Origin of the sequence: Rhodococcus koreensis, assembly GCF_017068375.1 — a bacterium.
Classification (GTDB): Bacteria; Actinomycetota; Actinomycetes; order Mycobacteriales; family Mycobacteriaceae; genus Rhodococcus_F; species Rhodococcus_F koreensis.
In genome coordinates this window covers 6,640,102-6,664,145 of the sequence record NZ_CP070609.1, presented here as the reverse complement: position 1 = coordinate 6,664,145, position 24,044 = coordinate 6,640,102, and the positions used below count along the sequence as shown (strand labels likewise).

Annotated in this window: 23 protein-coding genes; 11 read left to right on the top strand and 12 right to left on the bottom strand. The window is 68.4% G+C overall.

Annotation, left to right across the window (positions count from 1 at the left end):
* Positions 1-84: 84 nt before the first annotated feature.
* A complete protein-coding gene (locus JWS14_RS30185; protein ID WP_072937392.1) occupies positions 85-1,662 on the bottom strand; it encodes an AMP-binding protein in 1,578 nt (525 codons plus the stop codon).
* 174 nt (positions 1,663-1,836) lie between these two features.
* Between JWS14_RS30185 and JWS14_RS30180 the strand changes: the two genes are divergently transcribed.
* From JWS14_RS30180 to JWS14_RS30170, 3 genes are read left to right on the top strand one after another with little or no spacing between them, the layout of a single operon-like run.
* Positions 1,837-2,331: a CinA family protein gene (locus JWS14_RS30180; protein WP_072937393.1), complete on the top strand. Its 495-nt coding sequence runs from the start codon at positions 1,837-1,839 to the stop codon at positions 2,329-2,331.
* 57 nt (positions 2,332-2,388) lie between these two features.
* Positions 2,389-2,796 carry a ChaB family protein gene (locus tag JWS14_RS30175; RefSeq protein ID WP_095861290.1) on the top strand — a complete coding sequence of 136 codons (408 nt, stop codon included), beginning with the start codon at positions 2,389-2,391 and terminating at the stop codon, positions 2,794-2,796.
* Complete coding sequence (locus JWS14_RS30170; protein ID WP_072937395.1) at positions 2,793-3,974, top strand: zinc-dependent alcohol dehydrogenase; 1,182 nt, start codon at positions 2,793-2,795, stop codon at positions 3,972-3,974. Before JWS14_RS30175 ends, JWS14_RS30170 begins: the two co-directional genes overlap by 4 nt.
* 99 nt (positions 3,975-4,073) lie before the next feature.
* Here the strand turns inward: JWS14_RS30170 and JWS14_RS30165 are convergent, their stop codons facing one another.
* Both JWS14_RS30165 and JWS14_RS30160 read right to left on the bottom strand, forming a co-directional pair.
* Positions 4,074-5,258 carry a sensor histidine kinase gene (locus JWS14_RS30165; protein WP_095861291.1) on the bottom strand — a complete coding sequence of 395 codons (1,185 nt, stop codon included), beginning with the start codon at positions 5,256-5,258 and terminating at the stop codon, positions 4,074-4,076.
* Between the two features lies 1 nt (position 5,259).
* A complete protein-coding gene (locus JWS14_RS30160; protein ID WP_072937397.1) occupies positions 5,260-5,895 on the bottom strand; it encodes a response regulator in 636 nt (211 codons plus the stop codon).
* Between the two features lie 263 nt (positions 5,896-6,158).
* Between JWS14_RS30160 and JWS14_RS30155 the strand changes: the two genes are divergently transcribed.
* The gene (locus tag JWS14_RS30155; protein WP_072937398.1) at positions 6,159-6,635 is read left to right on the top strand and encodes a hypothetical protein; all 477 of its coding nucleotides are present in this window, start codon (positions 6,159-6,161) and stop codon (positions 6,633-6,635) included.
* Positions 6,636-6,682: 47 nt separating this feature from the next.
* Positions 6,683-6,829, top strand: a complete 147-nt coding sequence (locus tag JWS14_RS30150) for a hypothetical protein (RefSeq protein ID WP_167372165.1) — start codon at positions 6,683-6,685, stop codon at positions 6,827-6,829.
* A gap of 116 nt (positions 6,830-6,945) precedes the next feature.
* Here the strand turns inward: JWS14_RS30150 and JWS14_RS30145 are convergent, their stop codons facing one another.
* From JWS14_RS30145 to dnaK, 4 genes are read right to left on the bottom strand one after another with little or no spacing between them, the layout of a single operon-like run.
* Positions 6,946-7,353: a heat shock protein transcriptional repressor HspR gene (locus tag JWS14_RS30145; RefSeq protein ID WP_072937428.1), complete on the bottom strand. Its 408-nt coding sequence runs from the start codon at positions 7,351-7,353 to the stop codon at positions 6,946-6,948.
* A complete protein-coding gene (dnaJ, locus tag JWS14_RS30140; protein ID WP_095861292.1) occupies positions 7,353-8,540 on the bottom strand; it encodes a molecular chaperone DnaJ in 1,188 nt (395 codons plus the stop codon). The genes JWS14_RS30145 and dnaJ overlap by 1 nt, the downstream gene beginning before the upstream one ends.
* 22 nt (positions 8,541-8,562) lie before the next feature.
* Complete coding sequence (gene grpE, locus JWS14_RS30135; protein ID WP_072937400.1) at positions 8,563-9,213, bottom strand: nucleotide exchange factor GrpE; 651 nt, start codon at positions 9,211-9,213, stop codon at positions 8,563-8,565.
* On the bottom strand, positions 9,210-11,054 hold the full coding sequence (gene dnaK / locus JWS14_RS30130; protein WP_072937401.1) for a molecular chaperone DnaK: 1,845 nt from the start codon (positions 11,052-11,054) through the stop codon (positions 9,210-9,212). Before dnaK ends, grpE begins: the two co-directional genes overlap by 4 nt.
* A gap of 361 nt (positions 11,055-11,415) precedes the next feature.
* Here dnaK and JWS14_RS30125 point away from each other — a divergent pair, with 361 nt between their 5' ends.
* Positions 11,416-11,982: a hypothetical protein gene (locus tag JWS14_RS30125; RefSeq protein ID WP_072937402.1), complete on the top strand. Its 567-nt coding sequence runs from the start codon at positions 11,416-11,418 to the stop codon at positions 11,980-11,982.
* 5 nt (positions 11,983-11,987) lie between these two features.
* On the opposite strand, the gene JWS14_RS50265 is transcribed toward JWS14_RS30125, so the two are convergent.
* The gene (locus JWS14_RS50265; protein WP_241031513.1) at positions 11,988-12,170 is read right to left on the bottom strand and encodes a hypothetical protein; all 183 of its coding nucleotides are present in this window, start codon (positions 12,168-12,170) and stop codon (positions 11,988-11,990) included.
* 205 nt (positions 12,171-12,375) lie between these two features.
* Between JWS14_RS50265 and JWS14_RS30115 the strand changes: the two genes are divergently transcribed.
* Positions 12,376-12,918: a DinB family protein gene (locus JWS14_RS30115; RefSeq protein WP_072937403.1), complete on the top strand. Its 543-nt coding sequence runs from the start codon at positions 12,376-12,378 to the stop codon at positions 12,916-12,918.
* A 194-nt stretch (positions 12,919-13,112) separates the two neighbouring features.
* Here the strand turns inward: JWS14_RS30115 and JWS14_RS30110 are convergent, their stop codons facing one another.
* Genes JWS14_RS30110 through JWS14_RS30095 form a run of 4 tightly spaced genes read right to left on the bottom strand, consistent with a single transcriptional unit; the run spans position 13,113 to position 18,583 of the window.
* Complete coding sequence (locus tag JWS14_RS30110; RefSeq protein ID WP_206015033.1) at positions 13,113-15,377, bottom strand: alpha-galactosidase; 2,265 nt, start codon at positions 15,375-15,377, stop codon at positions 13,113-13,115.
* A complete protein-coding gene (locus JWS14_RS30105; RefSeq protein ID WP_072937405.1) occupies positions 15,374-16,309 on the bottom strand; it encodes a carbohydrate ABC transporter permease in 936 nt (311 codons plus the stop codon). Before JWS14_RS30105 ends, JWS14_RS30110 begins: the two co-directional genes overlap by 4 nt.
* A complete protein-coding gene (locus JWS14_RS30100) occupies positions 16,309-17,232 on the bottom strand; it encodes a carbohydrate ABC transporter permease (RefSeq protein ID WP_206015032.1) in 924 nt (307 codons plus the stop codon). The genes JWS14_RS30105 and JWS14_RS30100 overlap by 1 nt, the downstream gene beginning before the upstream one ends.
* Positions 17,233-17,287: 55 nt before the next feature.
* Positions 17,288-18,583: an ABC transporter substrate-binding protein gene (locus tag JWS14_RS30095; RefSeq protein ID WP_206015031.1), complete on the bottom strand. Its 1,296-nt coding sequence runs from the start codon at positions 18,581-18,583 to the stop codon at positions 17,288-17,290.
* A gap of 231 nt (positions 18,584-18,814) precedes the next feature.
* Between JWS14_RS30095 and JWS14_RS30090 the strand changes: the two genes are divergently transcribed.
* Genes JWS14_RS30090 through galK form a run of 4 tightly spaced genes read left to right on the top strand, consistent with a single transcriptional unit; the run spans position 18,815 to position 24,036 of the window.
* Positions 18,815-20,893 (top strand): beta-galactosidase, encoded by a 2,079-nt coding sequence (locus tag JWS14_RS30090; protein WP_206015030.1) that lies wholly within the window; start codon positions 18,815-18,817, stop codon positions 20,891-20,893.
* Positions 20,890-21,696 (top strand): DeoR/GlpR family DNA-binding transcription regulator, encoded by an 807-nt coding sequence (locus tag JWS14_RS30085; RefSeq protein WP_083395591.1) that lies wholly within the window; start codon positions 20,890-20,892, stop codon positions 21,694-21,696. Before JWS14_RS30090 ends, JWS14_RS30085 begins: the two co-directional genes overlap by 4 nt.
* Positions 21,683-22,849: a galactose-1-phosphate uridylyltransferase gene (gene galT, locus JWS14_RS30080; RefSeq protein WP_206015029.1), complete on the top strand. Its 1,167-nt coding sequence runs from the start codon at positions 21,683-21,685 to the stop codon at positions 22,847-22,849. Before JWS14_RS30085 ends, galT begins: the two co-directional genes overlap by 14 nt.
* On the top strand, positions 22,846-24,036 hold the full coding sequence (galK, locus tag JWS14_RS30075) for a galactokinase (protein ID WP_206015028.1): 1,191 nt from the start codon (positions 22,846-22,848) through the stop codon (positions 24,034-24,036). The genes galT and galK overlap by 4 nt, the downstream gene beginning before the upstream one ends.
* Positions 24,037-24,044: the final 8 nt, after the last annotated feature.

The following is a 24,044-nucleotide window of genomic DNA, read 5'->3' as shown; positions in this document are numbered from 1 at the left end:
GGCCCCGCCGCGAAGTACTTGGGCAGACTATAGGCGCGGGCACCACGCCGCAGACCAGGTCCCTTGTTTCTCGACCCGGTCGTGCTATCCGACCGCTCGGTCTGCACTTTCCCAGTACCGGGAGCGCAGCGCCTTCTTGTCCAGTTTGCCCAGCGGGGTCAGGGGCAGGGTGTCGACGAAATCGATCGACTTGGGGGCGTGCACCGACCCCTTCGCGGCCCGCACCCGTTCGACGAGTTCGGCGGCCTCCACCGTCCGTCCCGCCCGCAGCACCACGCACGCCTTGACGGCCTCGCCCCACTTCTCGTCCGGAACGCCGACCACCGCGACCGAGCCGACGGCGGGGTGCGCCGAGATGACGTCCTCGATCTCCCGGGGGAACACGTTGAATCCGCCGGTGACGATCATGTCCTTCTTGCGGTCGACGATCGTCATGAAACCGTCCTTGTCCTTGCGCGCGACGTCGCCCGTGTGCAGCCATCCGCCGCGGAACGCCTCGGCGGTCTCGGCGGGCTTGTTCCAGTACCCCTTCATGACCAGGGGGCCGCGGACGCAGATCTCGCCGAGTTCACCCTGCGGGACCTCGTTGAGGTCGTCGTCGAGCAGCGCCACGTTCAGCCAGGGCACGGGGCGTCCGCACGTCGCGAGGCGGCTGGGGTCGTCCGGCAGGTGCTCCTCCTTCCGCAGCACCGCGATGGTCATTCCGCATTCGGTCTGCCCGTAGAACTGGAAGAAGATCTGTCCGAACTTCTCGATGCCCTCCTTCAGCCGGGCAGGCGACATCGCCGACGCGCCGTAGAACAGCGTCTGCAGGCTGGACACGTCCCGCTTCGGCAGGTCGGGATGGTCCATCAGCAGGTAGATCATGGTGGGGACGAGCATCGTCGCGGAGATCTTGTGCTTCTCGATCGCCTCGAGGACCGCGCCGGGTTCGAACGCGGGCAACACGATCAGCGCGCCACCACGCAGCAGGGTGGGAATGAAGAAGGCGGCGCCCGCGTGCGACAGCGGCGTGCAGATGAGGAAGCGCGGCTCGTCGGGCCACTGCCATTCGGCCATCTGGATCTGGTTGAGTGTCGCGCCGGACTGGTAGGAGCCGACGACGCCCTTCGGCTTACCGGTCGTGCCGCCGGTGTAGACCATGCTGCTGTTGTCGTCGGCGGCCACGTCCGCCGCCCGCAGGCGTTGCGGGGTGAACGTCTCGGCGAGCGCCAGGATGTCGGTGCCCACCTCGGACGGCCCCAACGACAACACGTTCTCGATCGACTGCGACTGCGCCACCAGTTCGGCGGCGCGCCCCTCGAAGGCGGTGGGATCGAAGATCAGGGTCTGGATCCCGGCGTCGCCGACGATGTAGAGGTGGTCGTCGAGCGAGCCCATCGGGTTCAGGGCGCTGGCGCGGCATCCGGAGATCATGGTGGCGCCCATGCTGATGAGCACTTCGGGCCGGTTCTTGGACAGCATGGCGGTGCTCGTCCCCTTGCCGATCCCGAGCGAAGCCAGTGCCTGCGCAAAGCAACTGATCTGATCGCGCATCTCACCGCCGGTGAGAACGACGTCGCCGAGGTAGAGCGCCGGCTTGTCGGAATTGCGGTCCAGCGCAGTGATGAGGAGGTCTGCAGCGAAGGCGGGTCGATGCAGATCTGCGAACTCGTCGGTCATCTGTGATCCTTCTACTCCCGCGAGGCCGGGGTGCGTCGTCCGGCGGCCTGGATTTTCTGTGTCCTGGGTCACCGACACCCTAACCGGAAACCGGCAAAACTGAAACCTGTTCCACTCCCGTTGCGGGTGCCGACCGCCCCACCCGGCGGGGGCACGTCCGATAACGTGAGGTCCATGACTCCGCAGGATCGGGTTGCCGAACGGATCTCGACGGCGGCCCGGAGCGCGCGCGTCTTCCTCGCGACGGCGGAATCCCTCACCGGCGGGCAGATCTCGTGCCTTCTCGGCGCCGCACCCGCGTCCTCCGACTGGTACCGGGGCAGCGTGGTCGCCTATTCCAGCGAGGTGAAACACCGGGTGCTGAAGGTGCCGGAGGGTCCCGTCGTCAGCGAGGCCAGCGCCCGCGCGATGGCGGGGGCGGTCGCGGAACTGCTCGGAGCCGACGTCGCCGTCGCGGTGACCGGCGCGGGCGGCCCCGACCCCCAGGACGGGCAACCGCCGGGCACCGTCTGGTTCGGACTCTTCGCCCACGGCCGCATCGACACCGAGATGCGACACTTCGACGGCGAACCGCAGGACGTCGTGACCGCCACGACCGAACACGCACTGGGCCTGCTCGAGCAGGCGCTGGCCTCGGTGCCCGGCCGCGTGCCTCCGCCCGTCGCGTAAATCTCCGGGAGCCGGGTAATCGTCCGCGAGGGCACCGCCACACCCGAGGAGGATTCCGTGCCGAAGACCACCGAGAGCGGCAAGCCGAAGAAGAGCGAACTCCCCGAGACCCTGAAGAAGTCGTCCGACAAGGCGCAGCGCACGTTCACCAAGGTCTACGACTCCGCGATGGACCAGTACGGGGACGAGGAACGAGCGCATCGCGTCGCGTTCGACGCACTCAAACACAGCTACGAGAAGGTCGGCGACCACTGGGAGGCCAAGGCCGAGAAGGGCCCCTCCGACGAACGTGCGGAGAGCGGCGGCCCGAACCCGTCCGGCGAGACCGCCGAGGGCGTCGACGCCAACGCGAGCAAGGAGCACCTGATGCACCTCGCGCAGCGACTCGACATCCACGGCCGCTCGACCATGACCAAGGACGAACTCGTCGAGGCCCTCGTGAAGGCGAACCGGAGAGCGCGATGAAAGCCGTCACCTGGCAGGGCAGGCGGAAGGTCAGCGTCGACACCGTGCCCGACCCGGTGATCGAACAGAAGACGGACGCGATCGTCGAGATCACCACCACCAACATCTGCGGTTCCGACCTGCACCTGTACGAGGTGCTCGGCGCGTTCATGAGCGAGGGCGACATCCTCGGGCACGAGCCGATGGGCATCGTCCGCGAGGTGGGGTCCGAGGTGACAGACGTGAAGGTCGGTGACCGGGTGGTCATCCCGTTCCAGATATCCTGCGGCAGTTGCCACATGTGCGACCGGAAACTGTTCACCCAGTGCGAGGTCACGCAGATCCGGGACGAGGGCATGGGTGCCGCACTGTTCGGGTACTCGAAGCTGTACGGGAGCGTCCCCGGCGGCCAGGCCCAGTATCTCCGGGTGCCGCACGTGAAGAACACCCACATCAAGGTCCCGGAGGGCCCACCGGACTCGCGGTTCGTGTACCTGTCCGACGTGCTGCCGACGGCATGGCAGGCCGTCGAATACGCGAACGTGCCCGAGGGCGGCTCCGTCGTCGTTCTCGGGCTGGGACCGATCGGCGACATGGCGGCACGCATCGCCGCGCACAAGGGTTTTCGTGTCATCGGCGTGGACCTCGTGCCCGAGCGGCTCGCCCGCGCGAAGGCGCGGCAGATCGAGACGGTCGACCTGAACGACGCCGGGAGCGAACTCGGCGGCGTGATCCGCGACATGACCCACGGCCGCGGTCCCGATTCCGTCATCGACGCCGTCGGCATGGAGGCGCACGGCTCCCCCACCGCGAAACTCCTGCAACAGGTCACCTCGTTCCTTCCCGACGCCGTCGCGGCCCGGCTGATGTCGACGGCGGGAATCGACCGCCTGCACGCCCTGTACTCGGCCATCGACATCGTGCGGCGCGGCGGCACCATCTCGCTCAGCGGGGTGTACGGCGGGATGGCCGACCCGATCCCGATGCTCACGTTGTTCGACAAGCAGATTCAGCTGCACATGGGGCAGGCCAACGTCAAGCGGTGGGCCCCGGAGATCCTGCCGCTACTCACCGACGCCGACCCTCTGGGTGTGGACACGTTCGCCACTCACGAACTGCCCCTGGACCACGCACCGCACGCGTACGAGATCTTCCAGAAGAAGCAGGACGGCGCGGTGAAGATCCTCCTGAAGCCGTAACACCTTCTCGTCGAAAGGAATTGCCCAGCGTTCTGCGCGAAGATCGTCGAGGAATTCGCCGAGGGCCGCCACCCGCAGTGAACTCGGCGGGCGTCATCGTCAGGGATCCGGGACCGTCACCACCACCCGGGTGCCCGATCCGGGCGAGGACGTGACGTCGAAGGTGCCGCCGAGACTCTCGACCCGCACGATGTGCGACGCCAGTCCGATGTGTCCCTGCGCCACCCGTTCCGGGACGACGGCGGGATCGAATCCGGTGCCGTCGTCGGCGACCGTCAACGTGGTCTGCCCGCCGGCGCGGGTGAGTGCGAGTTCGACCTTCGTGGCACCGGCGTGTTTGGTGACGTTGGTGAGCAGTTCCCGCGCCACCCGGTAGAGCAGCTCCTGACAGTCGGGGTGACCGACGTCGTCGAGGCTCACCGACATCTCGATCTCACCGCGCCGGGAGAACAGGTCCGCGAGTTCCCGCAGCGCCGCGGTCAGGCCCAGCTGCGCGAGTACCTGCGGATGCAGGGTGGTGACGGTCGAACGCAGTTGCGCCGCGGTCTCGCGGAGCGCGGATTCGGCGGCGTCGAGCTGCGCGTCCGGGTGCCGCTCCAGCGCCTCCTCCACGTCCAGCCGCGCCGCGAGAACATTCTGCAGGGGCCCGTCGTGGAGGTGCTCGGCGAGTTGCCGCCGCTCACGCTCCTCGGCGCCCATCGATTCCGCGATCAGCTGCCTGCGCACATCCATCAGCGAGATGACCGTCGCGGAACGCCGCACCAGCACGTACGACAACGCCGTCGTCGCGGCCGCGAGCCACAACAGGAACCCGAAGTAGAGGTACACCTCGTCGGGGAAACCCACGAGGTCGTCGCGTTTCGAGTAGACGATCCACACCACCTGGTACCCGACGGCGGTGCAGACCCCGACGATCGCCGTCAGCCGCGGCCGGTACTGGAACGCCACCGAGATCGGCAGCAGGAAGAACACCGGCAACAGCACCGACGTCGCGCCGCCCGACGCGATGCACAACGCCACCACCGCGGAGACGTCCGCGGCGGTGGACACCCAGCCCGCCCACGGTCCGACGTCCCGGACGAGGACGAAGATCAGCCAGCCGGCCGAGAGCAGCGCATATCCGATCAGCAGCCCCGCGAACACGTCGGGCTGCCAGTGCGTCACGCTGATCACCGGCCCGAGCAGCGCCATCAGCCCGATCAGCGGTAACCGGAGAATGGCGGTCACCCGGACCGCCTCGGTGGTGTAGCGGCGGACTACGCGACTCTGCGACGTCTCGCGCACGTCACTCCAGCAAACCGCGTCGCATCGCCTCGGCCACGGCGGCCGCGCGGTCGCTCACCCCGAGTTTCTCGTACAGCCGCTGGACGTGGGTCTTGACCGTCGACGGCGCCAGGTACAGCTCGCCGGCGATCGTGGGGATGCTCTGGCCGCGCGCGATGAGCGCCAGCACCTCCTTCTCCCGGCCGCTCAGCACCGGCCCGACCGGTTCGCTGCGGCGCCGCACCTCGCCGGCCAGCCCGACGGCGAGGGAGGCGGGCAGGACGTCGCGTCCCTGAGCGCAGTCGAGGACGGCCTTCACGATCTCCGCCCGCGTCGACTCCTTCGGCAGGAATCCCGCCGCCCCCTCCTGCAACGCGTGGTAGACGATCGCGGACTCGTCGTGCGCCGACAACAGCAGCACACGGGTGGCGAGTTCGGCACGCCGCACGGCCGCCGCCACCTGCGAACCGTCCAGTTCCGGCATCCGGTAGTCGAGGAGCGCGACGTCGGGGGCGAGTTCGCGGATCAGGGCGAGCGCCGCCGCACCGTCGTCCGCCTCACCGACCACCTCGATGTCGCCGCTGGCGAGGAGGGCACGGACGACACCGTCCCGGAAGATCGGGTGGTCGTCGCCCACCACGACCCGCACGGCGGTCACGGCGCGGTCCGATCCGTGTCGACTCCGGCGAAGTCCATTGCTCACTTTCTCACGTGAGCGGGCCCGCGCGGAGCACTTCGCGGCGCCGGTGTCCCCCGATCGGGGGACACCGGATTCATCCCGCCCTCGGTCCTGTCGGTGGACAGACTGCGGCGCGCATTCGCGACATAGTTGGTGCACACCGGAAAACGGGGAGATCGGAAAACGAAACCCCCACGGCCCCAGACGTTCCCCCTCAGAGCCACAACTCAGGAGAAGCCATCATGCGCACCAACGCCCGCCGCCGCGTCGCCCTCTTCATCGCACTGCCCGCCACCGCACTGGCCGTCACCGGATTCGCCGTCGCGGCCGCCGGAGTCGCCACCGCAGGCACGATGCCGACGTCGGGACCGACGATCGCGATGACGATCAGCAACGACACCGACCTGCCGATGGTTCTCGCCGGATCGTCGAACCCGTACGGGCAGTGGATGCAGGCGCCGTCGGACTACCTCGCCCCGCACAGCAGCCAGATCGTGAAGGCATACTCCAACGACCCGAACGGCGTCGAGGTGGACGCCACCTACGCGCTGCCCGGTGGTGCGCAGGCCGTGTTCCGCGCCGACAACTACAACAACATGACCGACGTGGACGGGACCCGCATCGACGGCAACTTCGGCCACGGCTACGGCATCAGCAGCTGGATCGACTCGGGCTACCCGAACATGAACGCCGGCTACCACCTGTACGGACAGCCCTGATCGACGACCACAACCATCCACCGAACACTCGCCGAAAGACCGAGACCATGATCATGCACGTCACCCCCACCCCCACACCCACCGTCTCCAAGGCACTGTGGAGCACCGAGGAGATCAAGGCACGACTCGAGCAGATGGACATTCCACGCTCACACACCCGCCGCGGGCCCCGCTGGGGCAGCCGCGACCGATAAGCCGGGGGCCGGGGGCCGCGGGCCGGGGGCCGGGGGCCGGGGGCACGATGTCGCACTGATCCACTCCGACAGGATCAGTGCGACATCGGTTCCGGTTCACACGGCGGAACGCCCGGTCAGCGCTGGTGCCGCGGCTTCCACACGACGAGCGCGTTGCTCCGCGGAATCGGCACGAGGTCGCGCCGGTAGCCGGCGTGGACCTTCGAGATCTCCTCCGCCAGCTCGCGAACCCGGTGCTGCAGAGCCTCCACCTGGTTGGTGAGTTCGATGATCCGCTTGATCCCGGCGAGATTGACACCCTCGTCCTGGGAGAGGCGCTGCACCTCGCGGAGCAACGCCACATCCCGCGGCGAGTAGCGTCGCCCGCCACCGGATGTGCGGTGCGGGGTGACGAGCCCGAGCCGGTCGTAGTTGCGCAATGTCTGGGCGTGCATGCCCGCGAGTTCCGCGGCCACCGAGATCACGAAGATCTGGGCATCCGGATCAACGGCGGTTTCGCGTGGATCCCCGGTCGTGTCGCTCATCAGGCACCAGCCCACCCGGCCCTCGGATCGAATCCGCTGGCCTTCTCTGCTTCCAGATAGGTCTTCAGTGCTTCGGTGGCCGGGTCGTCGAGCTTCTGCGGAACCGCGACCTTGACCGTGACCAGCAGGTCACCGGCGCCACCGGCACGCTTGGGGACTCCCCGACCGCGTACGCGCAGGATCCGGCCGTCGGCCGTGCCCGCCGGAATCTTCACACCGACCCGACCCTCCAAGGTGGGGACGGAGACGGTGGTTCCGAGCACGAGCTCACCGTAACTGACGGGGACGACGAGGGTGAGGTCGTCGCCGTTGCGGCCGAACACCTTGTCGGGACGCACCCGGACCGTCACGAACAGGTCGCCGGACGGCGCGCCGCGCAGGCCCGCCTCGCCCTGGCCTGCCAGCCGGATCTTCTGTCCGTCACTGACACCCGCGGGGACGCGGACGGTGATGGTGCGGGTCCGGTTGGTGACGCCGTTGCCGTGGCACACCTCGCACGGCGAGTCGATGATGGATCCGGTGCCGCGGCAGTCGTCGCACGGCTCACTGAACCCGAACGCGCCCTGGTTGCGGCTGACGATCCCGGTCCCGTTGCAGCGCGGGCAGACTCGCGGGCTGGTGCCCGGCTTGGCGCCGCTGCCGTGGCAGGTGGTGCACGGCGACGGGCTGGTCAGCCGCAGCGGAACCGTTACACCCAGCGTGGCCTCGCGGAATTCGAGGGTCGTCTCCGTCTCGACGTCGCTGCCCCGGCGGGGACGGTTGGTGGTGCGGGTTGCTCCGCCACCGGCGCCGGCGCCCCGATTGAACAGGCCGCCGAAGATGTCGCCGAGGCCGCCGTCACCGGCCGCCGCGCCGCCGCCGCCGAACAGGTCGTTGATGTCGAATCCGCCCTGGCCGAAACCGCCGGCTCCGGGGTTGAATCCGCCGCCGCCCTGACCGAAGCCGCCGCTCGCGAACAGCCGACGGGCCTCGTCGTATTCCTTGCGCTTGGCCGGATCGGACAGCACGGCGTGTGCTTCGCTGACGGACTTGAAACGCTCCTCGGCCTTCGTGTCGCCGGGGTTCGCGTCGGGGTGCAGGTCGCGGGCGAGCTTGCGGTACGCCTTCTTGATCTCGTCCGCGGATGCGTTGGACGAGACGCCCAGCTCCTTGTAGAAGTCCTTTTCGATCCACTCCCGCTGGCTCACTGGGCGTCTCCTCCTCTCGCTCTTACTCTTGTTCCGACGCGGCGGGCTTCGCCGCCCCGTCGGGGGTGTTCGCGTCGGCATCGCCGGCGCGGTCGATCACAGCTACCATCGCATGCCGCAGGACGCGATCACCGAATTTGTAGCCCTTTCGCATCACCGTGCCGAGAACGGGGTCGTGACCCTCGCCCTCGTGCTGCACTGCCTCGTGCAGCGCCGGGTCGAATGCGTCGCCCTCGGCACCGAACTCGCTCAGACCGAGCGAGGTGAGGGTGCCGGTGAGCTTGTCCGCCACACCCTTCAGCGGCCCCGAGTCGAGGTCGCCGTGGCTGCGGGCGCGGTCGAGGTCGTCCAGCACCGCGATGAGCTCACCGACGACGGACGCTTTCGCGTTCGCGATGTCGGCCTGCTTGTCGCGCTGGACGCGGCGACGGTAGTTCGCGTACTCCGCCTGCAGTCGCTGCAGGTCGGCGGTGCGCTCCGCCAACTCGTCCGTCTCCGGTGCCGCCGTCTCCGACAGGGCCCCTTCGTCCACCGAGCCGGGCTGCGGAGCGGCAGCGGCGCCCGCGAGGGGCTCCACTACCGGTTCCGCGTCCCGTGTGAGACCGGTCTCGGGGTCGATCTTCCGCTTGTCCACGAAAGTGACCGGTTCCTGCTCGGTGTTGTCGGACGTCACTTCTTCTCCGCGTCGGACGGCTCGTCCACGACCTCGGCGTCGACGACGTCATCGGCACCGCTCGCGCCGGAGCCGTCGGTGTTGGCGGCTTCCTCGGCGGCACTGGCCTCGTAGATCGCCTGGCCGAGGGCCTGCGACTCGGTGGCCAGCTTCTCGACCGCAGTCTTGACGGCCGCGATGTCGGTGCCTGCGAGAGCGTCGTTGGCTTCCTTGATGGCAGCCTCGACCTTCTCCTTGACGTCGGCGGGCACCTTGTCCTCGTTGTCCTTGATGAACTTCTCGGTCTGGTGCACCAGCGACTCGGCCTGGTTGCGCACCTCGGCCTCCTCACGGCGGGCCTTGTCTTCCTCGGCGTGCGCCTCGGCGTCCTTGACCATCCGCTCGATCTCTTCCTTGGACAGACCGGAGCCGTCCTGGATCTTGATCGTGTTCTCCTTGCCCGTGCCCTTGTCCTTCGCGGTCACGTGCACGATGCCGTTGGCGTCGATGTCGAAGGTGACCTCGATCTGCGGCACGCCACGCGGGGCGGGCGGCAGGTCGGCCAGCTCGAACGAGCCGAGCAGCTTGTTGTGCGAGGCGATCTCGCGCTCACCCTGGAACACCTGGATCTGCACCGAGGGCTGGTTGTCGTCAGCCGTGGTGAAGGTCTCGGACCGCTTGGTCGGGATGGTGGTGTTTCGCTCGATGAGCTTGGTCATCACGCCACCCTTGGTCTCGATGCCGAGGGACAGCGGGGTGACGTCGAGGAGCAGCACGTCCTTGACCTCGCCCTTGAGCACGCCGGCCTGCAGGGCGGCGCCGACGGCGACGACCTCGTCCGGGTTGACGCCCTTGTTGGGCTCACGACCACCGGTCAGCTCGCGCACCAGGTCGGAGACGGCGGGCATACGGGTGGAACCACCGACGAGCACGACGTGGTCGATGTCCTTGACGGCGATGCCGCTGTCCTTGATCACGGCCTGGAACGGCGCCCGGGTGCGGTCGAGGAGATCGGACGTGATCTTCTGGAATTCGCTGCGGGACAACTGCTCGTCGAGGAACAGCGGGTTCTTGTCCGCGTCGACGGTGATGTAGGGCAGGTTGATCGACGTGCTCTGCGACGAGCTCAGTTCGATCTTCGCCTTCTCGGCAGCCTCACGGAGACGCTGCAGGGCCATCTTGTCCTTGGTCAGATCGATGCCGTTCTGAGCCTTGAACTTGTCGACGAGCCACGTGACGATGCGCTCGTCCCAGTCGTCACCACCGAGGTGGTTGTCGCCGGACGTGGCGCGGACCTCGACGACGCCGTCGCCGATCTCGAGCAGCGAGACGTCGAAGGTGCCGCCACCGAGGTCGAAGACCAGGATGGTCTGTTCCTTGTCGCCCTTGTCGAGGCCGTAGGCCAGTGCGGCCGCGGTGGGCTCGTTGACGATGCGCAGGACGTTGAGGCCGGCGATCTGGCCGGCTTCCTTGGTGGCCTGACGCTGGGCGTCCTCGAAGTACGCGGGGACGGTGATCACGGCGTCCGTGATGTCCTCGCCCAGGTAGGCCTCGGCGTCGCGCTTCAGCTTCATGAGCGTGCGCGCGCTGATCTCCTGCGGCGTGTACTTCTTGCCGTCGATCTCCACGTTCCAGTCGGTGCCGATGTGGCGCTTGACGGAGCGGATGGTGCGGTCGACGTTCGTGACGGCCTGGTTCTTGGCGGGCTGGCCGACCAGCACCTCACCGTTCTTGGCGAAGGCGACGATCGACGGGGTGGTGCGTGAACCTTCGGCGTTGGCGACCACTACGGGCTCGCCGCCTTCCAGTACAGACACGACCGAGTTCGTTGTACCGAGGTCGATACCGACGGCACGAGCCATAGTGTTCCTCACTTTCGTTTTGCAGTCCTGTGGGCAGGTTGTTCAGTACTGAACTGCGATGTCGGCGCTTAGTGAGCGCCCTCCGCTCAAGTTTGCACTCCGACACCGTCTGGAGTCAATTCGAACTTGAGTCTTGCACGCTCAACCTTGTCGTAAGGCTCAACGGAGGGGTGCGAAGATTTGTTCCCGGGCGCCCAGATCTTGTTTCGGCACCTTGTGTCGGCGCCACCGCCCGGATTTTGTGTCGGCGCCGCCGCCCGGATTTTGTGTCGGCGCCGCCGCCCGGATTTTGTGTCGGCGCCGCCGACGTGGCCCGTGCGCGTCGGCCAACCTACACGCGGCCGCTCGATAGGATCGCAGCGTGACGACACCCGAACAGCCGCCACGCCGGCCGGAACCGCCGCGACCCGTACCGCCGCGTCCGGAGTTCGCGGTCACCCCGCTGCGTGCCGCCCCCACCGATGCCACCCCGAAGGCGGTCGCGGTGTCGCTGTCCGCCTGGGTGGGGTCGTTCGTCGTCCTCGCCGGAATCGCCGGGGCCATCGCGCTCGACCTCGGCGCCGTCCGCGACGCCCTCGAGGCGTCGGTCGCCGCGGACAATCCCGGAGACTCGGCGACGGACATCACCGACACGGTGAACCTCACGCTGATCGGCAGCGGCGCCATCGCCGTCGTCCTGATCCTCCTCGGACTACTGGGGATACAACTCCTGCGCGCCCGGAAACCGGCGGGCCGGATCACCCTCGCCGTCGTCGGCGTCCTCAGCGCCGCCGGCGGGGTGGGCCTGTGGACCCTGCTGTCCGACGCCGGGGACGCGACCGCCGGAGTGCTGCAGTGGGCGCCGCTCGCCTACAGCGCCCTCGTCGCGGTGGGAGTGCTCGCCCTGTTCGCTCCCGGCGTGTCTCCGTGGCTGCGCCGGAGCCGCTGAGACTCTCACTCGGCACTCGTCGGTGGCCGGGAAAGTGTTCCGGGCACGTTGACGTCCGGTGCGAGTAAGGGAACCGTCAGCGCTCGCCTGGATTCCATCTGCCCGCCGGTGTCGATCTCGGCGGCGGTCGAGGCGTACGCGACCGTGCCGACTCCCACCGTGACGGCGACGAGAACGGGCGACACCATGCCCGCGAGAACGCGGGGCCATCTGCGTCGGCGCGAAGGCCGTGGCGCCGGCCTTGGAGAGTCGAGGTTCATACCGAGAATCCTTCGCGGCGGCCGCTTTCCGCACATCCAGGAAGGCACCCAACTTGGACCCCGAGAAAAACCCTGAGAAGACCTTGCTAATTGAGGACCGTTTCTGACCTCAATCGCTTCTATCGTTCTTCTCATGACCACTTCGCAGAAGTCCCCCGTCACCGGTGAGCGCGCCGACCTCCTCCAGATCCTGCAGGAGCAGCGATCCACCCTGTTGATCACCGTCCGCGGCATCGACGACGAACAGGCACGGCAGCGCTCGACCGTCAGCGACCTGACGCTCGGCGGACTGATCAAGCACGTGTCCCACACGGAAAAGCACTGGGTCGAAACCATTCTCGAACCCGACGAGAACGCGGAGTTCGACATGGAGTGGGCCATGGAGAAGTACTACATGCGGGACGACGAAACCCTCGAGGGACTGCTGGCCGAGTACGCCGAGGTGGCCCGCGCGACGGAGGCCGCCGTGGCCGGCCTCGACGACCTGGATGTGCTCATCCCCCTTCCCACCGCACCCTGGGCACCCGAGCGGCAGTGGTGGACGATCCGCCGCACCCTGCTGCACATCATCCGGGAGACCGCCCACCACTCCGGTCACGCCGACATCATCCGGGAATCCCTCGACGGCGGAAACACCACGATGCAGATGGGCGCCGACGCGGGCATGGAGTTCTGACCCACCCGCGGCACAGACGAAAACACCTCACCGGCTTCGGGTTCCGGTGAGGTGTTTCTCGTCCTGTGGCGGGTTCGGGTGTTGACTGACGTCCTGCGGTTCAACGTTTCGCCGACTGGTGAGAACTATGGTGCCCCGGTGCGTGGGCACCGGCTACCACCCCCAGGGTGAATGTTGCCCACCTGGTTCTGCGGCTACGCCTCCGCCGTGACGGAGAGCACGACCACGTCGTCGGGGAAGGACGCGGGTGTCTGCAGACCCACGACGGCGAGGGCTCGTCCCGTCATCGACACGCCGGGAACCTCGCTGCCCGCGGACAGTCCGTCGGCTCGTCCGCCGCCGGGCGGGGTGGTGACGGTCGGCTGATGCTTCGGTGGCACGTTGAACCACGCGGGCGGTTTCAGGCCCTCGTCCGGTTCACCGGCGAAGACGGGACGCACCCGGTAGCGTCGGTCCGGGTCGAGCCCGGGCAACGTGAACCGGCCCCGCGGCGACACGTCGGACCGCCCCACGTACGCGAGGAAGAACAGTGCCTCCGCCCGGTCGTCCGCGACCGCACCGTAGACCAGCAGGGTGGGGTCGATCTCGTCGGCGCGCACCATCGTTCCCGTGTGCAGCAGTTCCCGCTGCCGCTTGTACAGGTCGATCCACACGGCGAGCTGTGCGTTCTCGTTTTCGGTGGCGGTTGCGAGATCCCACTCGATCCCGAGATGCCCGTACAGCGCCGTCCCCGCCCGGAACGACAGTCGGTGGTACCGGCCCGTCGTGTGAGAGATGCCCGACGCGATGTGCGAACCGAGCAGCTCGGGCGGAAGCAGCTGCATCGTCCACCGGTTCATCTGCTGGCGTTCGAGCGGATCGATGCAGTCCGAGACCCAGACGCGGTCGGTGCGCTCGAGGATGCCGAGGTCCACCCGCGCGCCACCCGACGAGCAGGATTCGATCTCCAGTCCGGGGAACCGGCGCTTCAGCTCGTCCATCAGCCGGTACGTCGCGAGGGTCTGATCGTGGACGCCGGCGCGCCCGTGCGGAGCGGTGCCCGCGTCGATCAGGTCTCGGTTGTGGTCCCATTTGATGTAGGCGATGTCGTACTCGCCGAGAATCGCGGACATCCGCTCCAGGATGTGGTCGTACGCCTCGGGGATCCCCAGATTGAGCACCTGCTGGTTCCGGGACGGCACCGGCGTGCGCCCGCCGGTCGCCATGACCCACTCCGGATGCTCCCGTGCGAGATCGGAATCGAGGTTGATCATCTCCGGCTCGAACCACAGGCCGAACTCCATGCCGAGCGAACGCACGTGATCGATGATCGGGTGCAGACCGTCCGGCCACACCGTCTCGTCGACGTGCCAGTCCCCCAGCCCCGCCAGATCGTTGCGCCGGTACCGGAACCAGCCGTCGTCGAGCACGTAACGCTCGACGCCGAGCTTCGCCGCTCGATCCGCCAGGTCTTTCAACCGGGCCAGGTCGTGGTCGAAGTAGACGGCCTCCCACACGTTGATCGTCACCGGGCGCGCGCGCCGCGGGTGCGTGGGCCGCGACCGGAGGTAGTCGTGGAAGCGATGCGCCTGGGCGTCGAGTCCGTCGCCGTACGCGCCGTAGATCCAGGGCGTTTCGTAGCTTTCGCCGTCCGACAGCCGAATCTCGCCCGGCAGGAGCAGTTCTCCGCCGCCGATCACCTGGAAACCGGTGAAGAGACGTTCGGCGTAGTGCCGGTGGTTGCCGCTGAACGCGACGTGGGCGCCCCACACCTCGCCGCTGCCGAAACCGAAACCGGGCACGCCGACGGACAGCACCGTCGCGGCGTCCGGGCCGGTGCGTCCCTTCCGCCCCTCGCGCTCGTGGATCCCGACGGTCAGTTCGCTGCGCTGCGGGGTCCGTTCCTTCCCCCACCGGCCTGCGAAGTCGAGGATCTCGCGGGCCTGCGGCGGGACCGGGAACGCGAGCTGGAGGTCGTCGAGGACGTAGAACGAGCTGCCGGTGTTGGTGACCTCGGCGCGCGCCCGCAGGAGACCGCTCGGCAGCAGTTCGATGTCGAGGACCAGCCCGAGATCGGCGACGGCGTCGTGCGCGGCGACCCGGACCTCACCGGCACCGACTGCGACGAGTTCCGCGTGCGGGGACGACCGGTGCTCGGCCCCGTCGACAGTCAGCGTGGTGGTCGTGAACAGCGGCGACCAGTCGGTGCCGTCTCGGTGGCCCGCGATCCCGGGTTTGCCCACCCACCCGGTGTGGTGTTCGGGGAGTATCGACAGCCGCACCGGGAGGTCGACCACGTTGCCCGCCGGGGGCTCGATGTTCGCCCGCGCCAGGGCCTCGACGTCGGCGAGGTGCAGGTCGCCGAGCGCCGCACCCCAGTGCACGATCGCCGGCAACCTGCCGCCGGTGAGGTCGAGCACGACGGACACGCCGCCGGCAGTGAGGTGGATGTACGCATGCGGTGGGGCGGTGTCACTCACTTGTTGGCTCCCATCGTGAGTCCGGAAACGAAATGCCGCTGCAGCGCGACGAATACGAGCACCGTCGGCAACGCGACGAGGACCGATCCGGCGGCGAGCAGGTTGGTGTCGGTGAAGAAGCTGCCCTGCAGATTCTGCAGCGCGGTGGTGACCGGCAGCTTGTCGCCGCTGACCATCAGCGCCAGCGCCCAGAAAAAGTCATTGTAAATCCAGGTGATCATGAGCGTCGCGAGCGCGGCCAGCGCCGGACGGCACAGTGGGAGCACCACCTGCCAGTACTGGCGGAACAGTCCGGCGCCGTCCACGGTCGCCGCCTCGAGCAGTTCCGGCGGGACCGTCTTCATGTAATTGCTCAGCACGAACACGCAGAACCCGGTCTGAAATGCCACGTGCACGAGGATCAGTCCCCAGTAGCTGTCGTAGAGCGAGCCCGACGAACTCATCCAGTACGGCAACGGAATCGCGTTGTACAGGCGGAACAGCGGGGTCAGCAGCGTCTGCTGCGGCAGCAGATTGCCCGCGATGAACACCGCCAGCATGATCACGTTGAACTTCCACGGGAACCGGGCGAGCACGAACGCCGCCATCGACCCGATGAACAGGATCAGCAGCACCGCCGGGATGGTGATGATCATCGAGTTGAGGAAGTAGTGTGGGATTCCGCCGACCTCCCACGACTCGGTGTAGTTGCTCAGCGTGAATCCGCCGACGGACAGGTAGCCGTGGGTGAGGACGTAGTCGTAGTCGCGGAACGAGTTGTAGAGCGCCCAGAGCAGCGGGAAGATCCACAGCAACGCGAGCGCGGTGAGCAGGAGGTACATCGCCGCGTGCGCGGCACTGAGCCGGCGCCGGTTGGCCACCGCGGCCTTGTTGCGGGGCCCGCTCCGATCGGCGGGCGCACTGCGGTCGGCGAGGGGTGTCGTCATGGTCATCAGTCGTCGCTCCGCATCACGATCCAGAGATAGAGGGCTATGAACACCAGCGAGATCACGAGCATGATCGTCGCCAGGGCCGAACCGAATCCGACGCGGCCCGCTTCTCCCACGACGTTGGCGGTGACGAGGGCGGAGATCAGTTCGAGTCCGTTGCGGCCCTTGTTGATCACCCACACGAGGTCGAAGGCGCGCAGTGCCTCGATGACGGTGATGACGATGATCAGCAGGTTGGTGGGTTTCATCAGGGGGAACACGATCCGGAAGAACGTGCGGATCGGCCCGGCACCGTCCATGAGGGCGGCTTCGCGCACCGACGGGTCGATGGCCTTGAGACCCGCCAAGTACAACAGCATGATGTAGCCGGTGTGCCGCCAGCTCGCGGCGACCATGACGGCCCAGATGTTGATGTCGGGGTTGCCGAGCCAGTCGACGTCCGTGCCGAGGATGGTGTTGAGCACGCCGCCGTCGGTGGAGTAGATCAACTGCCACACGAACCCGACGAGGGCCATCGACAGCACCACGGGGATGTAGAAGATGCTCTGGTACAGCCGGCTTCCCTTCAGGCCCCGGTCGAGCAGCACGGCGAGGAAGATGCCGAGGATCGTCGGGAAGACGAAGAGGAACGCCAGCCAGAGGACGTTGTTGTGGAGGGCCTGCTGGAACGGTGGGTACGCCTGGACTGCGTCGACGTAGTTCTGCGGGCCGATCCACTCGATGGTCGATGTGCCGCCGATGCCGTCCCAGCGGGCGAACGACAGGATCACCGTGAAGACGGTGGGAATCCACACCAGCCCGATCACGATTGCGGCGGGCAGCCCGAGCATGACGGCGATGGTCCACCGGTCGCCGCGGCTGCGTCGGATCTTCGGGGCCGGGATCCGGGGTTCGGTTCCGGCCTGGGGAGGAACTGTGCTGGTCATGAATTCACCTGACCTGTCGGGACCGTGATGGTGGTCGTTGTCTTCTCGTGTGCGCTCATTGCCCGAACACCGCCGCCTTCTGCCGCTCGATGCTGCGGACCAGGCCGTCGACGTCGTTCGGGTTGCCGAGGAACTGCTGCATCGCGGGGATCATCACGACGGACGCGAAGTCGGGGCGGGTGTCCCGGTCGAGGAACTGGGTGATGGACCCCGCACCCTGGACGAGGGCGGCCGACTTCTGCACGAGGGGAGGGAAACTCGACAGGTCGGCGTCGCGGTGCGCCGGGATCGCCTGGGGATCCTGTTTCGCGTACGCGACGGCGGCGTCGGCGTTCGTGAGGAAGGAGAGGAACTGTTGCGCGCCGCCGAGGTTGCGCGGGTCCTTGCGCATCATGAATCCGTCCATGGGCGCCTCGACCGCCGACGTGCCGACGGCGGAGTCGAGTTCGGGGAAAGCGAAGAAGTCCAGGTCCTCCCGGTCGGGCCCCGCGGGGAAGCTCTGCGCGACGAACATGCCGGCCACCAGCATGCCGACTTCCTTGTTGAGGAGTGCCTGTTGCGCCTCGGACATCTTGCGGCCCAGCGGTTGCGGCTGGTGGAACGGGAGGATCTCACGCCAGGTGTCGAACACCGACCGGACGCGGTTGTCGGTCCAGCTCACGTCGCCGGCGAGCAGGGAGCGGTGGAAGTCGACGCCGTTGAGGCGCAGATCGAGGTAGTCGAACGTGCCGAACGGCGGCCAGCCGTCGCGGACCCCGAATCCGATGGGGGTGAGCCCGTCCGACTGCATGCGTTTCGACAGGGCCACCCATTCGTCGAACGTCTTCGGCGGCGCGTAGCCGCGCTGCTGCCAAAGGCTGGGGCGGTAGAACACGGCCCACGGGTAGTAGAAGAACGGGACCAGATACTGCCTGCCGTCGGTTCCGGTGGACGCCTCGCGGAAACTGTCGCTGAAACCGCTGCCGTGCGCTTGCCACACCGAGGTGACGTCGTCGACGAGGCCCTTGTCGGCGAAGTACTTCATCCGGTACCCGGACATCCAGGTGAAGACGTCGTCCGGGGTGCCCTGCAGGTAGTTGTTGACATTCTCCTGGAACGAGGTGGAGTCGACGGAGTTGATCCGCACGGCGGCGCCGGTCTGCTGCTGGAACATCCCGACGACGTCCTGCACGCCGAGTTTGGCGTTCTTGTCCGACAGCCGCGATCCGAGGGTGATCACGTGGGGGTCTACGCCGCCCGTGCACCCGGACAGCAGGCCGGCTGTCGACAGGGCGCCCGCGGCGGCGAGCGCGGCCTTGAGAAAGGTGCGCCGGGAGGGTTGCCACGGGTGCGGCAGCTCGTTTCGGTTCATGGTGCCCTTTTCGCTCGAGTAGCGGGGTGGGGCGGAGTCGCTCACCATCTGATCGAAATCGAACAACTTCGATCACATTTCGTTGGTGTCGCCTCACGCCGTTACGTGATGCACGTTACAAAATCACGCCGCGCTGCGCATTGTCAACCGGATGGAAGTGCCTTCACCTGCGGAAGTGCAAAAATGTTCATTCGTGTTGACTTTTGAGCATCGATCGGACAGATTGTGAGCATGCACACAGCGATCGATTCCCGCGGACGGCACCTGCGGTGGCCGACCCGGGGCATTTCCTTCGGCGGTGACTACAACCCCGAACAGTGGCCGGAAGAGGTCTGGCAGCGCGACGTCGAACTCATGCGCGAGGCTTGTGTCGACTTCGTGACCGTCGGCGTCTTCTCCTGGGCCCGGCTGCAGCCCACCCCCGAGACGTGGGACTTCGGCTGGCTCGACCGCGTCCTCGACCTCCTGCACGACGGCGGCGTCCGCGTCGACCTGGCCACCGCCACCGCGTCCCCACCCCCCTGGCTCACGGCGGCGCATCCCGAGGTCCGGCCCGTGGACGAACGCGGTTACCGGTACGAGATCGGCAGCAGGCAGACGTGGAGCCCGAGTTCCCCGATCTACCGCGACCACTCCCTCACCCTCGTCGAGAAGATGGCCGTCCGCTACGGCGGCCACCCGGCACTCGCCCTCTGGCACGTGTCCAACGAACTCGGCTGCCACAACTCGCGCTGCTACTCCCCCGACAGCGCGCGGGCGTTCCGGCGGTGGCTGCAGCGTCGCTACGGCGACCTCACCGAACTCAACCGGGCGTGGGGCACGACGTTCTGGAGCCAGCACTACAGCGCCTGGGACGAAGTGGTGCCGCCCGCCGCGAGCACGACGTTCGGCAACCCCACCCATCTGCTGGACTGGCGCCGCTTCTGCTCCGACGCCCTCCTCGACCAGTACCTCGCGGAGCGGGAGGTGTTGCGGCGCATCACGCCCGACGTCCCGGTGACGACGAACTTCATGGTGGGCATGGGCTCGCCGCAGTCCCTCGCCGGCGACATGAACTACGCGCAGTGGGCGCCCGAGCAGGATCTGGTCTCCACCGACCACTATCTGGTCGGACCCGCGACCGGTGACGGCGCCGCCCACCACCGGCTGTCGTTCTCCGCCGACCTCACCCGCGGCATTGCCGGCTCACAGCCGTGGCTGCTGATGGAGCATTCGACGAGTGCCGTCAACTGGCAGCCGGTCAACCGGGCGAAGACGCCCGGCGAGATGCTGCGCAACTCCCTCACCCACGTGGCTCGCGGCGCGGACGGTGTCGCGTTCTTCCAGTTCCGCGCGTCGCAGGCCGGAGCCGAGAAATTCCACTCCGCCCTCGTGCCGCACGCGGGCACCGACTCCGCCCGGTGGCGTGAAGTCGTCCAGCTCGGTGCCGTCCTGCGCCGGCTCGAACCGGTCGCCGGCAGCCGCGTCGAGGCCCCGGTCGGCATTCTGTTCGACTGGGAGTCGCAGTGGGCATGCGAGCAGGACGGGCACCCGTCGCGGTTGATGCAGCCGATGACGATCGCCGAGCAGATGCACCGCGCGTTCGCCGGGGTGACCTGCGACGTCGTCCCCTCGGACGCCGACCTCGGCCGGTACTCGGTTCTGGTCGTGCCCGCGATGTACCTGTGCAGCGACGAGGAGGCGGACCGCATCTCGGCGGCGGCCCGCGCAGGCGCGCAGGTTCTGGTGACGGCGTTCTCCGGGATCGCGGACCGTGACGACCACGTCCGGCTCGGCGGCTACCCGGGGGCGTTCGGAGACCTGCTCGGCGTCCGGACCGAGGAGTTCTTTCCGCTCGGCGCCGACGAGACCGTCGCCCTCGACGACGGCACGACGGCCCGCGTCTGGACCGAATACCTCACGGTCGCCGAGGACGTGGACGTCCTCGCCCGCCACACCGAGGGACACCTGCAGGGCGTGCCCGCAGTGACCCGGCGTCCCGTCGGCGACGGTGCCGCCTGGTATCTCGCGACCGTTCCCGACATGCGGGGCCTGGAGCGGCTCGCCGAGACGATCTGCGCCACAGCCGGTCTCGACCTGCATGCGGGGCAGCACTCCGACGTCGAGATCGTGCGCAGGCGGGGCGAGAACGGGTCGTGGCTGTTCGTCCTCAACCACACGAACGAGAAGGTGACCGTCGACGTGTCCGGCACCGACCTCGTGACCGAACGGGTGGTCGACGGACCGCTCACGCTGGAACCGGGCAACTGTGCTGTGATTCGCGAAGACAGCGCCGGCATCGGCGCCCCGACACGGAAGGCGGACGCATGATGCTCGCACGTCAGCGCCAGCAGGTGATCCTCGACGAGGTCACCGCGCACGGCGCGGTGAAGGTCGTCGACCTCGGCGCGACGCTCGGGGTCTCCGACATGACCATCCGCCGCGACATCAACGAACTCGTCGAGCAGGGTCTCGTCGAGCGGGTGCACGGCGGGGTGACGCTGCCGCGCTCGGCGAGCGTCCACGAACCGGGATTCTCGGCGAAGTCCGAACTCGACCGTGAAGCCAAGCGGGCCATCGCCCGCGCCGCGGCCAGGCTGGTGCGGCCGGGCACGTCGGTGGGCATCTCCGGCGGCACCACCACGCACGCCCTCGCCCGCGAACTCCTCGACGTCCCCGACATCACCGTCGTCACTAATTCGCTGCCCGTCGCCGACGCCTTCCACGAGGGCGGCCGCGACGACCAGACCGTCCTCCTCACCGGAGGTCAGCGCACCCCGTCGTTCGCTCTCGTCGGACCGCTCACGGTCGCCGCCCTGCGCGGCATTCACGTGGACATGCTGTTCCTCGGAACGCACGGCATGGGGATCGACTCGGGGCTGACCTGCCCCAATCTGATGGAAGCACAGACCAATCAGGCGCTCGTCGCGTCTTCGCGCCGCGTCGTGGTGCTCGCCGACCACACGAAGTGGGGGGTGACCGCGCTGGCGAACACGATCCCACTGTCCGACGTCGACATCCTCATCACCGACGCCGGGCTCGAGCGCGCCGCCCAGGAAGCCCTCGCCGACCACGTCGGCGATCTCGTGGTGACACGGGAGAACCGGGAAGGACTTGACGATGACCGTGCGTGACGAACAGGAGGCGCGGGAGGCCCCCGCGCGGGTCCGGATGCGCAAGACCCGGACAACTCTCGCGGACGGCCGCGAACTCCTCTACTTCGACGACTCCGAGCCGTACGTGTCGGGCGGCGCCACCCGGGAACTGGTGGATTCGCGTCCGCTGCCGCCCGCGGTGTCGCAGTCGCAGATGCGTTTCGACGTGCTCACCGGGGAGTGGGTGGTCATCGCCGCCCAGCGGATGGACCGCACGTTCCTGCCGCCGCCGGACGCGTCGCCGCTCGCGCCGAGCCGGCCGGGCAAGGCGCCCACCGAGATTCCGGCCGATGACTACGACGTGGTGGTGTTCGAGAACCGCTTCCCCTCGCTCGCGACGGCCGCCGCCGAGCAGGACCTCCCCGACTGTGTCGACGGCGAAGCGTTGTGGCCGCTGGCACCGGGAGCGGGCAGGTGCGAGGTGGTCTGCTTCACCAGCAACCCGGATGCCGCGTTCTCCACGCTGAGTGTCGACCGGGTCCGCACCGTCGTCGACGTCTGGGCTGACCGCACCGCCGAACTGTCGGCGCTGCCCGGGGTGCGGCAGGTGTTCTGCTTCGAGAACCGGGGCAAGGAAATCGGTGTCACCCTCACCCATCCGCACGGTCAGATCTACGCCTACCCGTATCTGCCGCCGCGCACGGACGCGCTGATCCGGCGCTCCCGCGAGCACTTCGAGAGCACCGGCCGGCTGCTGCTCGCCGACGTCCTCGACGCCGAAACACGCTCCGGCAGGAGGGTGGTCCTGGCCGGCGCACACTGGACCGCGTACGTTCCCGCCGCCTCGCGCTGGCCGCTGGAGGTGCACCTCGCACCTCACCGCGACGTCCGTGACCTCACCGAACTGACCGACGACGAACGCGACGAACTCGCGCAGGTGTATCTCGAACTGCTGCGGCGGGTCGACCGCTTCTTCGACGGAGTCGACGCCGTCCCGTACATCGCGGCGTGGCACCAGGCGCCCGTCGGCGAGGACCGCCTGCTCGGACGGCTTCACCTCCAGCTGTTCTCGATGATGCGGTCGCCCGGCCGGATGAAGTACCTGGCGGGATCCGAGTCCGGGATGGGGGCGTGGGTCAACGACACCACCCCCGAGCGCATCGCCGACCGGCTGCGGGAGGTGGCGTCGTGAGTGCGGCGCAGTGGGTCGAACCCGTCGACGTCCACGCGGTCACCGGCACCGCGGAAGCGTTGTTCCGCAGCACGTTCGGCGGCGACGCGGACGGTGTCTGGGCGGCACCCGGCCGCGTCAACCTCATCGGCGAGCACGTCGACTACGCCGGCGGGCTGGTCCTGCCGTTCGCCCTCCCCTACGTCACCGTCGTCGCCGTCCGCGTGCGGGACGACGCGATCCTGCACGCCGTGTCGACACACACCGGCGAGTCCTGGCAGGGTGCGCTCGCCGACGTCGCCGCGGGCCACCCGTCCGGCTGGGCCGCATACGTGGCCGGGGTGGTGTGGGCGCTGCGCCGGTCCGGACATCTCACGGCGAAAACGGGTTTCGATGTGGCGGTGCATTCGACGGTCCCGGTCGGCTCCGGGCTGTCGAGTTCGGCCGCGCTCGAGTGCGCGTTCGCGCTCGCCGTCGCCGACCTGGCCGGACTGCCCACGGACGAGTCCGGCCGCCGGCCGCTGATCGACGCGTCCATCCGCGCGGAGAACGAGATCGCCGGCGCCTCCACCGGCGGCATGGACCAGTCGGTCGCGATGCTCGCCCGCCCCGGCCACGCCCTGCTCCTCGACTGCCGGGACGGCGCGAGCAGGCACGTCCCGCTCGACTTCGACGCCGCAGGCACCCGGCTGGTGGTCATCGACACCAACGCGCCGCACCGGCTGGTCGACGGCCAGTACGGCAACCGGCGCGCCACCATCGAGAAGGCCTGCGCCGACCTCGGCGTCGCCACCCTGCGCGACGTCGCCGACGCCGACGCGGCCGTCGCGGCGCTGAGTTCCCCGGCAGCGCAGCGGGCCCGGCACGTGCTCGGCGAGATCCGCCGCGTCTACGAGGTCGCCGATCTGCTCGACCGCGGCCGGATCGCCGACATCGGCGACGCACTGAACCGCTCCCACGCCTCGTTGCGCGACGACTACGAGGTCAGCTCCGTCGAACTCGACTCCGCCGTCGACGCCGCCCGCGAGGCCGGCGCCTGGGGCGCCCGGATGACCGGCGGCGGCTTCGGCGGCTCCGCGATCGCCCTCGTGCCCACCGACCGGGTCGACGCCGTCGTCGAGAACGTCGCCCGACGCGCCGACACCGCGTCCCTGCCCACACCGCAGTTCCTGCACGCCGAGCCGTCGGGTTCGGCACACCGACTCTGAGATCCCCT

Bases quoted from the DNA above. Each gene is read 5' to 3' on its own strand.
- galT (WP_206015029.1), top strand. From the start codon at position 21,683: ATGACCGTGCGTGACGAACAGGAGGCGCGGGAGGCCCCCGCGCGGGTC.
- JWS14_RS30155 (WP_072937398.1), top strand. From the start codon at position 6,159: ATGCGCACCAACGCCCGCCGCCGCGTCGCCCTCTTCATCGCACTGCCC.
- JWS14_RS30170 (WP_072937395.1), top strand. From the start codon at position 2,793: ATGAAAGCCGTCACCTGGCAGGGCAGGCGGAAGGTCAGCGTCGACACC.
- JWS14_RS30145 (WP_072937428.1), bottom strand. From the start codon at position 7,353: ATGAGCGACACGACCGGGGATCCACGCGAAACCGCCGTTGATCCGGAT.
- JWS14_RS30090 (WP_206015030.1), top strand. From the start codon at position 18,815: ATGCACACAGCGATCGATTCCCGCGGACGGCACCTGCGGTGGCCGACC.
- JWS14_RS30185 (WP_072937392.1), bottom strand. From the start codon at position 1,662: ATGACCGACGAGTTCGCAGATCTGCATCGACCCGCCTTCGCTGCAGAC.
- JWS14_RS30180 (WP_072937393.1), top strand. From the start codon at position 1,837: ATGACTCCGCAGGATCGGGTTGCCGAACGGATCTCGACGGCGGCCCGG.
- JWS14_RS50265 (WP_241031513.1), bottom strand. From the start codon at position 12,170: ATGGTGTCGCCCGTTCTCGTCGCCGTCACGGTGGGAGTCGGCACGGTC.
- JWS14_RS30115 (WP_072937403.1), top strand. From the start codon at position 12,376: ATGACCACTTCGCAGAAGTCCCCCGTCACCGGTGAGCGCGCCGACCTC.
- JWS14_RS30105 (WP_072937405.1), bottom strand. From the start codon at position 16,309: ATGACCATGACGACACCCCTCGCCGACCGCAGTGCGCCCGCCGATCGG.
- JWS14_RS30085 (WP_083395591.1), top strand. From the start codon at position 20,890: ATGATGCTCGCACGTCAGCGCCAGCAGGTGATCCTCGACGAGGTCACC.
- dnaK (WP_072937401.1), bottom strand. From the start codon at position 11,054: ATGGCTCGTGCCGTCGGTATCGACCTCGGTACAACGAACTCGGTCGTG.
- JWS14_RS30150 (WP_167372165.1), top strand. From the start codon at position 6,683: ATGATCATGCACGTCACCCCCACCCCCACACCCACCGTCTCCAAGGCA.
- JWS14_RS30095 (WP_206015031.1), bottom strand. From the start codon at position 18,583: ATGAACCGAAACGAGCTGCCGCACCCGTGGCAACCCTCCCGGCGCACC.
- JWS14_RS30100 (WP_206015032.1), bottom strand. From the start codon at position 17,232: ATGACCAGCACAGTTCCTCCCCAGGCCGGAACCGAACCCCGGATCCCG.